At 59.5% G+C, this 13,831-nt stretch carries 10 protein-coding genes; 5 read left to right on the top strand and 5 right to left on the bottom strand.

The features are described from left to right. Window positions 1-91: 91 nt before the first annotated feature. The 3 genes from ATY79_RS28575 to ATY79_RS28565 form a co-directional block, all read right to left on the bottom strand. A complete protein-coding gene (locus ATY79_RS28575) occupies window positions 92-220 on the bottom strand; it encodes a DUF411 domain-containing protein (protein ID WP_348627580.1) in 129 nt (42 codons plus the stop codon). A 108-nt stretch (window positions 221-328) separates the two neighbouring features. Next, window positions 329-1,384, bottom strand: coding sequence for a dienelactone hydrolase (locus ATY79_RS28570; protein WP_088705596.1), 1,056 nt, complete (start codon window positions 1,382-1,384; stop codon window positions 329-331). 316 nt (window positions 1,385-1,700) lie between these two features. Further along, entirely contained in the window at window positions 1,701-2,855 is a 1,155-nt protein-coding gene (locus tag ATY79_RS28565; protein WP_088705595.1) for an ROK family transcriptional regulator, read from the bottom strand. 204 nt (window positions 2,856-3,059) lie between these two features. Here ATY79_RS28565 and ATY79_RS28560 point away from each other — a divergent pair, with 204 nt between their 5' ends. The 5 genes from ATY79_RS28560 to ATY79_RS28540 all read left to right on the top strand — a co-directional run bounded on the left by ATY79_RS28560 (window position 3,060) and on the right by ATY79_RS28540 (window position 9,509). Next, the gene (locus ATY79_RS28560; RefSeq protein ID WP_088705694.1) at window positions 3,060-4,334 is read left to right on the top strand and encodes an ABC transporter substrate-binding protein; all 1,275 of its coding nucleotides are present in this window, start codon (window positions 3,060-3,062) and stop codon (window positions 4,332-4,334) included. A 128-nt stretch (window positions 4,335-4,462) separates the two neighbouring features. Then, window positions 4,463-5,347, top strand: coding sequence for a sugar ABC transporter permease (locus ATY79_RS28555; RefSeq protein ID WP_088705594.1), 885 nt, complete (start codon window positions 4,463-4,465; stop codon window positions 5,345-5,347). Then, the gene (locus tag ATY79_RS28550; RefSeq protein WP_088705593.1) at window positions 5,347-6,198 is read left to right on the top strand and encodes a carbohydrate ABC transporter permease; all 852 of its coding nucleotides are present in this window, start codon (window positions 5,347-5,349) and stop codon (window positions 6,196-6,198) included. Before ATY79_RS28555 ends, ATY79_RS28550 begins: the two co-directional genes overlap by 1 nt. Before the next feature lie 23 nt (window positions 6,199-6,221). Further along, window positions 6,222-7,358, top strand: a complete 1,137-nt coding sequence (locus tag ATY79_RS28545) for an ABC transporter ATP-binding protein (protein ID WP_088705592.1) — start codon at window positions 6,222-6,224, stop codon at window positions 7,356-7,358. A gap of 15 nt (window positions 7,359-7,373) precedes the next feature. Next, window positions 7,374-9,509: a beta-galactosidase gene (locus ATY79_RS28540; RefSeq protein ID WP_088705591.1), complete on the top strand. Its 2,136-nt coding sequence runs from the start codon at window positions 7,374-7,376 to the stop codon at window positions 9,507-9,509. Window positions 9,510-9,775: 266 nt separating this feature from the next. Here the strand turns inward: ATY79_RS28540 and ATY79_RS28535 are convergent, their stop codons facing one another. Then, window positions 9,776-10,036 (bottom strand): DUF4242 domain-containing protein, encoded by a 261-nt coding sequence (locus ATY79_RS28535; protein ID WP_088691522.1) that lies wholly within the window; start codon window positions 10,034-10,036, stop codon window positions 9,776-9,778. 40 nt (window positions 10,037-10,076) lie between these two features. Next, window positions 10,077-13,595, bottom strand: a complete 3,519-nt coding sequence (locus tag ATY79_RS28530; protein WP_088705590.1) for an adenylate/guanylate cyclase domain-containing protein — start codon at window positions 13,593-13,595, stop codon at window positions 10,077-10,079. Window positions 13,596-13,831 lie beyond the last annotated feature (236 nt).

The raw sequence follows: 13,831 nt of genomic DNA, 5'->3' as shown, positions 1-13,831 counted from the left end.
ACTGACTGTCGAAATGGGAGGGCATCGCCGATACCCCATCTCACTTTCAAGTCGACGCACGTCGCTCGCCCATCCTTTGCGACCGCGTAGATCACGAGTGTCTCTTTCCGATCGGCGTTGCAGACAGCGTGACGCCTGCAATCGGTGGCTTTTCGGTGAGAGGCCTGCCAACGATGTTTACCGGCACGCGTCCGTCGATCACGTAGCCATCGACGAACATCGTATGGCATCTCTTCCTTCCTTCGCAAACACCTGTTTTGCGGCGGGTACGCCGGTAAGTGGCGGCCGAGCAGCGGGGCCTGGCCGATCGTTGCACAGCCAGGCCGGTTCAGTGGCTGAATGCGCGACTGAAAGCAGCAACGACCGCCTTGCTCAGTTGCTCATGGATTTCGCGCCGGCTCCGGCCGTTACCATCCGCGCAGATGGGATCACCGATTTTTTCGGAGTCGGCAATCACAGACGCACCGGGTTTACACTCGCCAAACATACTGTAGTGGCTCGCATCTTCGATCGTTGAATATGTGGCGCGTGGAATGGCTTTTGCGATCTTCGAAGCGTCGGCGGTCAGGGGGATCTTGCCTGGTTTGCCCAGATTTATGAACTCGACGGGAACCGAAATCTCGGAAAAGCTCTTAAACTCAAAGACATCGACAGGCGCGGGATCAATTGCCATGGCAAACCGGATGCGCTTGTCCTTGTAGTCACCGCCCGCTGGTCGAAGGTCCATTGCGTGCAGATCAACTCCGCTTTGCCTGATCCATTCACAAAGCGACGCATTGAGCGCGTCTGTGTCGCAATAGTCTGCCAGCGTTTTCGGTTCCATGCGGGCGCCAGTGATCATTAACGCGGTGCTACCCCCCATCGAAAGCCCAAGAACACCCACCGCGTCGTAATCCAGTTGCGCTTTGAAGAAGGAGGCGTTTTCCATGGCATTCAGGGTCTCGGTGATATCGGCAGGCCTCAGCCAAAGCTTCATCGTTTCGGCAGCCGAGCGGTTTCCACCGGCATTGCCGGGATGGGTCGGCGCCGCGACAATAAAGCCCTGCATTGCCAATGGTACCGCGATCCAGCTTAGCGCCTGCGCGTTTCCCGAAAGGCCAGCACCGTGAGACAGCAAAACGAGAGGAAATTTTCCATCTGATATCGGGGCATCACGCATTGCAGGGGTTCCTGCAAAAAACACGCTCTCACCAAGCGTGACAGACTGACCACCTGGTTGAGCCGGGTACCAAACGGTCACGTCGAGATCGACGCCGCGTTCTTTTGATGGGGCCGCAAGCTGATGCACACCAACATTTTCGCTGGCTCCGGCAGCCGGTTGCACGATCAACGTCGAAAGCGCTATGGCCCAGAGTATGGTCCAAATTTTCATCATGAGTTTCATTGTTTCCCCTCCCGTGTGACCGGAACGAACAGCTCACGTTGAGCAAGCAACTGCGTTTCCAGCCCTATCAGGGAAGAACGGTGCGGGAGTTCGACCTAAATCATGATCTGGGTCGTTCTTGATCGTGATCGGGGCCGCGGCAAAGTCACCGCCAGGCAAATAACGCGAAGGAGGCTTGCTATCGCCCGATCTCATGGCCCATGTCGCTCTTCCTCGACACCTGTCTCATCGGAGAACATCGATGGCCGAAACCGTCACGCAGGATTCCGCGCCTCCCGCAAACGGGCCCTTGCTGTTCTGATGGCCTTTGGACAGGTCAGCCGCTCGGCGCCCGCTGAAAGTCAAATATGTTCTGGGTGGCCAATGCGGCCGCTCCCCGTGCCCAGGAATTCGACACCCAGTCCGCAATCAGTTCAGGTTTCGAAAAGAAAGAGAACCGCTCCATCGCTTCCCGGATCGGTCCCAAAAGCAGTTCTCCAAACTGCACCGCCTCGCCGCCAACGATGATGACATCGGGATCGAACATATTGACGACGTCGGCCAGATGTCGCCCGACGCGCGAACCCGCATCACGAAGTATGGAGATCGCCAGTTCCGAATTGTTGGTCGCAGCCTCGACGAAGCCGTCGCGCGAAATCGGTGCCCCGGACAGACGCTCCCATTCATCGAGCATGTAAGGCTCGGCAGCATGCGCCATGAGACAGCCGCGCCGGCCACACTCACATCGCCTTCCGTTCTCAACGGAGATTATGTGGCCAAGCTTTCCAGCCGCACTCCGGCCGCCGTGGTATATCTCGCCTCCGATGATGAGAGAGCATCCGATGCCCGCGCCGATCGCCAGCGCCGCGAAGTTCTGATGATCTCTTCCCGCCCCGAATAGCCTCTGGGCGATACCGAAAGCGTTGACGTCGTCGTCGATCCATACAGGGACTTTGACCTGCTCCCCCAAAAGCTCGGCAAAGGGGAGAGACTGCCATCCGAAGCGTGGGCTTTGGATACACATGCCCGTGACCGGATCGATTTCGCCCGGGATGGAAACGCCGATCCCCATCACATCTGCTTCGGCCCTGTCGGCCGTCTTTAAAAGCACAGGCATGTTGCCTGCGATCGCGGTTGTGATGCCGGCTGGCGACGTATCCGATATCGGCAGGTCGGCCGAGGCCAGCACGGTGGTTGCCAGATCGGTCAGAACGCAGTTGATGCTATCCTTGTTGAGCTTGAATCCGAATGCGAGCCGTGAACCATAATTGATGTCGATCGGCGTCGAGGGCCGCCCCTTGATATTGGCGACAGCCTCTCGCTCTTGAACCAGCGCCTCGTCCATCAGTTCAGCAACGACGAAGGTAACGGCGGCGGGACTGAGGCCGGTCAGAGCGGTGATGTCGGCGCGCGACATCGGACCCTCGCGCCGGAGATGATTGAGGATCATTCGGCGGTTTAGCGCGCGCGACATCGTGGCGTTGATCTTCATGGTTGCCTTTATTTTTTTTGTTAAAATAAATATTGTCCGACTGTGGAAACTAAGCTAGGTTGACCGCGTTGGCAATTGAGGAGTGTGCCGCGGACCGACATTTCGACGCTGCGCGGCGGCAATAACAACCAAATGGGAAATCTAGGGACGATTGTGCGGAACCGTCGCGCAACCGAGGCGAAGCTTTGTCTGGAGGAGACATTCATGAAGGATTTGACGTCACGGCTCACATTCGCGGCACCATCACGCCGCCAGTTCATCGTCGGCGCGGGCACAGTGCTTGCTGGAGCGGCTTTGCGCACGCCCGCGATTGCACAATCGAACGAGGTAACGATCATCTCCAACATTGGCGATGCCGGTCAGCGTGGGGTGCTGCAGAAGATCGCGGACGCTTTTTCCAAGGAGAGCGGCACCAAGGTGACGATCAACAACATGGACCACGAGGCCCACAAGACGGCGATCCGCAGCTATCTCGTCGTTGGCGCGCCGGATGTCTGCTTCTGGTTTTCCGGCAACCGCATGAAGGCCTTTGTCAAACGCGGACTGTTCGACGACATCTCCGATCTGTTTGAGAAGGAAGGCTATCAGAAGGCGCTTGGACAGACCGCTGGCGCTGTCACTGTGGATGGAAAGCAGTATGGTCTCCCACTTGCCGGCCTTCTGTGGGGCATGTTCTACCGAAAGGACGTGTTTGCCGAGAAGGGCTGGACAGCGCCGAAGACCGTCGACGAACTCTTCGCGCTTAGCGACAAGGCGAAATCGGCAGGAATGGTCCCGATCAGCATCGGCACGAAGGAGATGTGGCCGGCGGCGGGATGGTTCGACCATATGAACCTGCGCATCAACGGCCTCGACAAGCACCTCGCGCTCATGGATGGACAGATGGCCTACACAGACCCGGCTCTGACGCCGGTCTTCGACAAGTGGGAGGAGATGATCAAGGCCGGGATGTTCAGCCCGAATCACACGTCATCGGGCTGGGAGCAGGCCGCCGCAGCGCTCGCCCAGAAGAAAGCGGCCATGATGGATTTGGGGGGCTTCATCAAGTACGGGTTCCAGGCCACCGAGGTGAACCAGATCGGCTACGCCCCCTTCCCCGAGATTGCTCCGGGCCTTGCCCGCTACGAGGATTTTTCCCTCAATTCGGTCCATGTGCCTGCGAAGGCAAAGAACAAGCAGGGCGCTCGCGACTTCCTGGCCTTTTTCTACAAGCCGGAAAATCTTGGCGCCTTCATCGAGGCTGAAAGCGGCGTGCCGCCGCGCAACGACTGCCCGCAAAGCAGCGATCCACTCGTCAATGCGGCAGTCCAATCCCTGAAGAGCGTCGCAGGGTCGGCGCAATATTACGACCGCGACACGGATCCGGACATGGCGCAGGAGGGCCTGAAAGGCTTCCAGGAGTTCATGGTCAAACCGGAGCGCCGCGACCAGATCCTTCAACGCCTCGAAACCACGCGCAAGCGCATCTTCAAATCGTAGTCGCGCTGAACGCGACGCGCCTCCTCCCTTGCGCGCCGCAACCGACGGGGACCGTGCTTGAAGCAACGGTCCCCGTTGGAAAGCAGCGATGACCCCGACGTTCGCCTCAAAGGAACCGAGTATCAAACATGTCAGTTTTCTGGCGACAAAACCGGAGTTGGATCGCTCCAGCATTGTTTCTGATGCCTGGAGCAGTCCTGTTCGGTACCGTGATCATCATGGCCTCGGTCGAGACCGTTTGGATCTCGTTCTTCGATTGGGACGGCGTCGGCGCCAAGACGTGGGTCGGCCTTGCCAACTACTTAGAGCTTCTGGGTGATCCACAGTTCTACGTCTCGCTGAAGAACAATCTCATTTGGCTGGCAGTCTTCATGCTCGCCCCGCCGATCGGTCTGGCATTGGCGCTGCTGCTCAATCAGCCGGTCCGTGGCATGAGGGTCCTTAAGTCATTGTTCTTCGTGCCGCTCGTGCTTGCCTCCGTCACGGTCGGTGTTGTCTTCACCTGGTTCTACGATCCCACGTTCGGTCTGCTGGCGCTTGTGTTTTCCGCATTTGGAGCCACGGCGCCGGCCCTGCTATCGGACGAGCATCTCGTAACCTTTGCCGTCGTATTCGCAGCACTCTGGCCGCAGATCGCATTCTGTCTCGTGCTCTTCCTCGCCGGGTTGAACAACCTCAGTGAGGATCTGATTGGTGCCGGCCGCGTCGATGGTGCGCGGGGGCTGGCAATGCTTTGGCACATCATCCTGCCGCAATTGCGCGAGGTGAGCTTCATTGCGTTGGCAGTCACGGTGATCGGCGCTCTCCGTTCGTTCGACATGGTGGCCGTCATGACGTCGGGCGGGCCTTTTGGCTCATCACAGGTCCTCGCTTACCAGATGTACGAACAATCGATCTTTTCGTACCGGTTCGGCTATGGCGCAGCGATCGCCACCGTCCTTTTCGTGATCATGGCCGCATTTATCGCCTGGTACCTGCACACCCTTTTGAAACCCGAACAGGAGGGCGCCTGATGTATCCCCGTCCAATCGCCGACGATGCGCCGCTGAAGCGCGGCCTCTACATCGGTCTTGTTGCTCTGGTTCTCATTCTTTGGCTCGTTCCCCTGCTTGCGGTCATGGCAACCTCGTTGCGCTCCTTCGACGAGGTGATGGCGGGCAACTATTGGGGTTGGCCGAAAACCTTCAACTTCACTGAAAACTACACCTCTGTTTTCACCCAGACCGCGATGGCACGCTATTTCGTCAATAGCCTGCTTATCACCGTGCCGTCGGTATTTGGCGTGCTCATCCTCTCCACCCTGACCGGCTTCGTGCTTTCCCGCTACAGGTTCAGGTCTGCACAACTGATCTTTGCGCTCTTCGTCGGCGGCAACTTCCTGCCGGCTCAAATCATGATGATTCCGGTTCGCGACCTCATGGTAGAACTGGGCCTGTACGATACCTACTACGCCCTCATCATTTTCCACGTCGCTTTCCAGACCGGGTTTGCGACACTGTTCATGCGCAACTTCATCGCCGCCCTTCCCGACGAATTGTTCCAGGCTGCGCGTGCCGAGGGAGCGTCTGCCTGGCAGACACTGGTTCATGTCGTGGTTCCGCTCGTTCGTCCGGCGCTTGCGGCGCTGGCAATTCTCACCTTCACTTTCGTCTGGAACGACTATTTCTGGGCGATCGTGCTCACCCAGAGCGAAGCGGTAAAACCCGTGACGGCCGGCCTGAACAACCTAAGAGGCGAATGGGTATCCTCCTGGAACCTCGTTGCGGCGGCAACGATCATGGTCGCGATCCCGCCCGTCGCCATGTTTTTCCTCATGCAACGCCACTTCATCGCCGGCCTGACGGTCGGCGCCGTCAAGGGCTGAGAAAAATCCAAGGAACATGTCAAATGACCAGTGTAGAAATCAAGGGCGTCGAGAAGCACTATGGAGGCTTCCATGCGCTGAAGAACATCGACCTTGCAATCGACGAGGGCGAATTCGTGGTCATGGTTGGGCCGTCGGGCTGCGGCAAGTCCACCCTTCTCAAGACGATTGCGGGGCTTGAGACGGTGACGTCGGGCAAGCTTCTGATCAAGGGGCGCGAGGTGACCAAGCTGGAACCGGGTGATCGCGGCATTGCCATGGTCTTCCAGTCCTATGCGCTTTATCCGCACATGACGGTCAAGGAGAACATGGGGTTTGGCCTGCGCATGGCGGGACGCCCGAAAAAGGAGATCGACGCGGCGGTGGGGCGCGCTGCCCAAATCTTGCGGCTCGAGGAACAGCTTGAGAAAAAACCCAAGCAGCTTTCCGGCGGACAGAGGCAACGTGTGGCCATCGGTCGCGCAATCACGCGATCGCCTGACGTCTTTCTGTTCGATGAGCCGCTATCCAACCTCGACGCAGCCCTGAGAACGCAGATGCGTGTCGAGCTTTCGACGCTGCATGCGCAACTGGGCTCGACGATGATCTACGTCACCCACGACCAGGTCGAAGCAATGACGATGGCGAGCCGCATCGTTGTCCTCAACCGGGGCCAGATCGAACAGGTGGGTGCGCCGCTCGAACTCTATGATAATCCGGTCAATCTGTTCGTCGCAGGCTTCCTCGGCGCGCCGCGGATGAATTTCGTCGCAGGCAAGGTCAAAGCCGCCGACGCACATTCGGCCAAGGTCGTCTGCGCCGGGGGACTGACCGTCGACTTCGAGGCGCTGATCGAACCCGTAAGCGCAGGCGATACCGTGACCATCGGCGTTCGCCCGGAAAAGCTGCGCATAAATGATATGACCACGGCGCTGACATTTCCGGCTGATATCCGCCTGACGGAATATCTCGGCCGCGAGACGATCGTCTATGCCGAGGCCGGAGAACTCGTCACCACGGGATCGGATAGCGGGACGGGCGTGTTCACCGTTCAGATCGGCGACATCCGGCCGTTCGTGCTCGGAACGCGCGTTTCTGTCGGCTTCGACCAGCGTGACGCCTATCTCTTCGCCACCGATGGTCGCACCGTCTCTCTTCCCAAACCTTTTGCGAAAATCTGAGCAAGGACATATCAAATGAAGCGCATACCACCAGCGCCGCTGTCGGTCTGGCGTACCCTCAACATTGACGAATTCCTGATCGGCGCGCCGCATTATCCCGAGCACGTAGACGAACGCTATTGGCAACGCGACGCCGAGCGAATGGCGGCTGCCGGCTTCAATACCGTGCGCCTCGGCGAGTTCGCCTGGCACATCCTGGAGCCGCGCGAAGGCACGTTCGATTTTACGCTGTTTGACAGGGCAATCGACGTTCTCGGCGCGCATGGCATCAAGACGGTCTTCTGCACGCCGACCGCGACGCCGCCGCGCTGGCTGACGTCGACCTATCCCGAGGTGCTGCGCGTCGATCATAACGGACGCGTTGCCACGCATGGCTCGCGCCAGCACGCCGACACCAACAGCCCCGTCTTTCGTACCCATAGCAAGCGGATCACCAAGGCGCTTGCCGATCACTACCGCGACAATCCGCATATTATCGGCTGGCAGACCGACAACGAGCTGAATACGACAGTCTCGACGTCCTATTCGGAGGCGAGCGAACGCGAGTTCCGGCGCTACCTCCACGACACGTACCGGGACATTGCCTCGTTGAACTTCGCCTGGGGCGGAAATTTCTGGGCGACAGCCTATGACAATTTCGACCAGATCACTGCACCTCGGCAGAACAATCCGGGTTTTCCCGCTCCGGGCCACGTCCAGGACTACCATCGTTTCCTGGCGCAGGCGACCGCGGCATTCCAGCATGATCAAGTCGAAATCCTGCGGGCCGCAAATCCGGACTGGTTCATCTTCCACAATCTCGGACGTCTCGAGGACATCGACTTCCGTGGCCAGTTTGGGCAGGATCTCGACTTCCTCGGTTTTGATATCTACCCGATGCTTTACGATGAAATGCGTCGCACGGGCGGCCACGCCGCCACGCAAGCGTTGCACCTCGACGTCTGCAGGGCCTTCAGCGGCAACTTCATCGTGCCTGAACAGGCCTCGGGCTTCGGCAGCCAGCCGGGTTTTTCGACGATGACACCGGAACCCGGCGAGATGCGGCGCATGGCAATGAGTTCGGTCGCGCGCGGCGCCGACGGCCTGATGTTCTTCAGATGGCGTCCGGCACATTACGGCGCGGAAATCTATTGGATGGGCATCATCGATCATGACGACGTGCCGCGCCGCAGATATCAGGAGGCAGCCGAGTTCGCCTCCGACATCGCCAAGATCAAGGGCGACCTTTCCGGCACGACGGTTCGCATGGACGTGGGTATCGCCGGAGCCGACTTCGACAATCAGGAAGCCTACAAGACATATCCGATCGGGCTTCCCAGCCCGATGGAAGATGCCGTCCATCTCCATCGCTATTGCTATGCCAACGGCATCGCTTGCGGTTTCATCCACCCGCAAGACGATCTCTCGAAGATCAAGCTCCTCTACGTTCCCCATTGGGTGATGTGGAAGCCACAGTGGGACGCCAAGGTCGAGGAATTCGTGAAGAATGGCGGGACGGTTGTCTTCGGCGCCATGACCGGGACGCGCGACGTCAATAACCACATTCCAACGCTCCAGGCTCCCGGTATTGCGCTTTCGAAGTTGTGCGGGGTGCGGGTCGAGGAGTTCGGTCGCGTGGTGGAACCCGGCGCGGGTGGCCTTTTTGGACTACAGGCGACTGAATACGGCATGCACAATCCAGCAACGCAGCTTCAATCCAGTTCCGCCGATCGTCGCTACAGCTTCGTGCTTGGCAACCGCGAGCACGAGGCGGCGCATCTTTATGAAATCCTCGATGCCGATTCCGACGTCGAGGTCCTCGGCAAATGGAGCAGCCGCTTTGCAACTGGACGGGCGATGATCACAAGCCGCAGCTTTGGCGCCGGCCACGCCGTCTATATGGGAACATATCTGACACCTTGGCTCGTCGAAGGGCTCGCCGATCAGCTGTTTTCCCGGGCCGGGATTGCGCCCCTGGTCGCTAATCTTCCTCCCACGGTGGAAGTGTCTGTCCGGGAGGGTAAAGACCGCATGCTGATGTTTGTCATCAATACCGGGGAAGCGCCCGTCACCATAACGTCGCTGCCTTCGGGGACCGACCTTTTGACGGGCGATGACATACGCTCAGGTCTGGAGCTCGGACCCTATGGGTGTGCCGTGATCAGATACTGAAGTGTTCCGGTCCATCGTCGCGGTCGGCTGACAACAACCTGTCCGCCACGCGATATACTCTGCGGGCTCGTCGCACACGCGTGCCGCGAGCCTTGTCGCCTCGGCCAAATGCGATCATCGGCCATTGCGTACGTTCCGATTGCGGTCCAGGTCGCCGGTCGGCCCCGAAGTCGATCTTATCGGCCGACTGCATTGTTCCGTGCCATTGGCTTGTTGGCACGTCGGGCAGGTATTTTCGCACCAGGACTACGCCTGGCCGACCAGGGTTACGCGAACATATTGGGACCGATCTCCTCGCTAACTTCAATGATCACGTCCGCGGGAACATTGTTCCTGCGCGCTGCAGCGCGAATGGCTTCAGGATTGGGCGCCTCGTAAAGGCAGTAAGTCTTTTTCCTGTCCGCGCTGAGGAAAGAAAAAATCCACTTCACGCCTTCCTGGTCGTTGATCAGGTTGATTTCCTCGACTCCGTCTTTCGACAATTCGAGTTGTTCGGCAAAATTTCTTTCAATGATGTAGCGTGGCATGACGAGACCCTCTTCCCACCAAAGCTGCGAACTGTTGGTCCTAATGAATCGTCGGCTTCAGTCGCTGTTGCAGCCGGACCATTCCAAGTTCGGCCGCAGTTGACCGGGCATGCTCGGACAGTGACATTGCTCTTTTTATCGCGGCCCGGCTACCCATTTTCATGAGCACATCCGCATATTCTGCCTGCGTGTGCGCGAGCCACGGTCGCGAGCCGATCGCCGCGTTCATCTCGACAGCATGCTCATAGTGCTTGGACGCTCTGTCGAATTCGCCCAGAGCGGCCGCCAACATGCCCAGATAGCGGCTTGCCGCGCCGAAGCAGACGGTCGCCATACCGATCGTGACGGTCATCTCCTTGTAGTCGAGCATAAGCCTGTAGAGGGTCTGGGCAGCCTCCGCGTCGCCGAGACCAGCGGCGACTTCCGTCAGGAACGAGAGGGATGCACTTCGCTTCCCATCAAGCGGAAGGGTAAAGCCGGTGCGTGCAAGCTCGTTCAATCTCCGTTGGGCCGCTTCCCGATAACCGAGGTCCAAGGCGACCAACGCGAAGCCCGGTAGCCAGGTGGTTTCCTCCGGGTTTTCCTCGATCAACAACTTAATCACCGGTGCGACCTCCGTAAGACGGCTCTGCTCCCGGCGGATCGCGAACATCTGCATGCCGTAAACACCTTCGGGTGCCACGCCCAGGGTCCGCATGCCGAGCTTCAGCGCTTCTTCGGCGAACGCCTCGGCGGCAGTGAACCTTCCATCGAGTATGGCCATCATCGCTCTTGCGATCCGGGCGTAGAACTGGACGTTGAGATGCTGCCGCTTGGTGCCGAGTTCTTCCAGGGCGTCGACTGCCCGGTCCGCTCGCGCGCGATCCCCCAACTCAGTTGAGACGTAGGCGTCAATGGAAAGCGCCCTCGTCAGCACGTCGTCATCGTCAATCTCCCCCGCCAGGCGCCTTATTTCATCCACGCGGGCGAACCGGTTGTTTTTCTCCGTGGCGGTTTTGACTGGTGAGGCTGTCAGGAGTGGCAGAACGGAGAGCTCCACAAGCGAAGTCTTGTCGCCGACCTGCCGGGCGAGTTCTATTCCGGCGCTACGGCACTGTGCGGCTTTCTCGCTGTCACTCAGGTAGGCGTATGCCCGCGCAAGGTGGCTGAGCAGCTGACACCGCGACCTCTTGTCCGCGGGCTGAACCAGCGCCATGGCCTCCTCGAGAAGCGGCAAGGTTTCGGCAAGCGAGTTCGAGGAGAGAAATTGGGAGCCGTCAAGGCCGATCACCGCGCGAACGAAGCCCTGCGTGTCTGCGGCCTTGCGCGCCAATGGAACGGCCAGCCTGTATTTCGCCAGCGAGTCCGTCATGCGGCCCGCAGCGTACAAGGCATCGCCAAGCTTGAGAATCGCGGCGAGCAAGTCCGTCTGCCGATTGGGTGATTGGAGTGCTTGCTCCGCGATCGTCAGGGCGTTCTGGAAATGGTCGACCGCCTCGAAGTTGGCCGATTGTGCAAGAGCGCGTTCTCCGGCCTTCATCCAGTAAGGAAGCGCCAGCTCAATCCGCTGCGCCTTCTCGAAGTGCTGGGCAATGAGCTCGGGCTGCGTGGCGGCGACGTCCGGATAATGGTCGACGAGAACTCTGGCGATCTCCTCGTGGAAATGTCGCCGCCGTCGGTTGAGGAGCGATTGATAGGCCGCATCCTGAATGAGCGCATGGCGGAAAACGAGGGCGGCATCCCGCAAGACGCCGCCTGCGACGACGATTTGGCTGGTCTCAAGCTGGTTCAGTGCTTCCTCGAGCGTTCGCTCGTCGAGGCCTGCGATCTTTGAAAGAAGGTCGCGATCGAATTCCCTGCCGATCACAGACGCAATTTGCGCGACCTCTTTGGCTGTCGTCGGCAAGCGATCCAGACGTGTCATCAACGATCCCTGCAGACTGTCCGGGATCTCCACGTTGATCGACGTCGACTTTCCGCTCTCTGCGATCGAGCGGGTCAACTCCTCGATGAACAGGGGCACGCCGTCCGTTCGCTCCGCGATCTTTTCGGCAAGCTGTTCGGGAATGTCGGAGACCATCGATTCGATCAACTCGCGCATCTGCTGCCTCGTCAGGCGCCCGACGGAGAGCGTCGTCGCCTGCGCCAGTCCGCTTGCCCAAGTCGCGCTCCATTCCGGTCGATGGGTGACAACGATAAGGGCGGCCGTGCCGTGAAGTCGGCCGACGAGTTCTTGCAGCACCTCGCTGGTGGACGGGTCCATCCAGTGCGCGTCTTCGACAACCATGAGCACCGGTGCGATCCTGGCCGCAAGCAGCAAGCGGTTCGCCAATGTGCGGACAAGAAGTTCCTTGCGCTGGTGGGCAGAGAGCGCCGGCGGTGTGAACTCGTCGCCGACGTCGAGCGAAAGCAGCTCCGCATAGATCGCGCCAACTTCTGCAGGACTTTCGCCGTAGCGGCGTACAAGAGTGCGAAACTTTTCAACGCGCATGTCCCGGTCGTCCGTCGACGCAAACAACGCGACCCGGCTTAGTCTCTCGACGATCGGGTAAAAGGCCGAGGTAGCGTGATAGGGTGAACACTGCAATCGGATGAGTTCATGCGGGGTCTCGTGCAAACGCTGTTCGAAAGCCTCGACAAGACGCGATTTCCCGATGCCAGCCTCGCCCGAAAGAAAGACCATCTGGCCTTGACCGGTCTTCGAAAGCTCCCACCGTTCGAGCAGAAGGCCAATCTCGCTGATGCGGCCGACAAATTTTGAAAGCCCGCTCGCATGCGCTGCTTCGAAACGGCTTTCCACCTCTCGCTCACCGCGGACTTCAAACAGTGCAATAGGTGAGGCAAACCCTCTGAGTTCCCGCTCGCCGAGGCTGATGATTTCGAACGACTGCCCGGCAAGCCGGCGGGTGCTGTCGGAGATCACGATCTGGCCTGGGGCAGCCGCGCCCTGCAGGCGCGCTGCCAGGTTGGGAGTGTCTCCCGCGATCGATCCACGCTCCTTCGCGCTGCCGTCGGTGTTGCCAACGACCACGTGCCCGGATGCGATGCCAATTCGAGCCTTCAATCGCTGCGCGTTCGGCGACTGCAGCGCGTCGACGGCGGCCATCGCCTCGAGACCGGCCCGGATTGAACGCTCGGCGTGGTCCTCGAAAGCCATGGGCCATCCGAAATAGGCAAGCACGCCATCGCCGAGATACTTGGCGACGTAACCTCCGAACCGCGTCACAGCGCCTGCGACGCTATCTTGATAACGGCGGGTCACCTCGTGCATGTCTTCCGGGTCTAGCTCAGCCGACAGCGCCGTCGACCCGACCAGGTCGCAGAAGAGCACACTGAGCAACCTCCGGTCAGCCGCAGCTTCGGATGCGGCCAACCCGAAAGGCTGTTCGTCCGGAGCTTGCTGCGCAAGCCGGCTTATGGCAGCCAGAATAATCTTGCGATGTCCAAGCGAGACGCCGAGCTCCCGCAGATCGGATTCCGCGACATGAGGGAGCGCTCGCAAATCTACGTCATTCTCGACGAAGGCCTCGGCGTACTTGCCGAGACCGAGTTGGCCTAGCCAATCCCCAATCGTCTGCATCGACGTTCATTCCGCTACACGGTTGTCGAAAAAAATACCACGAACGCCAGCGTCGTGCCACGCCCTGGCGCAGCAGCTGTTCGAAGGGGATCGAGGCGCTCAAGATGTCCACGGGGGACGCCTGGCCATGGGGCTTGCGAAGCGTAAGTTTGTGACACTTGCTTCCATTTACCCACCAGGCACAACAGCGTCGAAGCTTCCAGGACGATTGTGGACTATCGGTGTCTTTCAGCGCA

Source organism: Rhizobium sp. R693 (genome assembly GCF_002211315.1).
In the GTDB taxonomy this organism is placed as follows: Bacteria; Pseudomonadota; Alphaproteobacteria; order Rhizobiales; family Rhizobiaceae; genus Rhizobium.
Note: the sequence above shows the minus strand (reverse complement) of the source record. Positions and strands in the feature narration are given on the sequence as shown.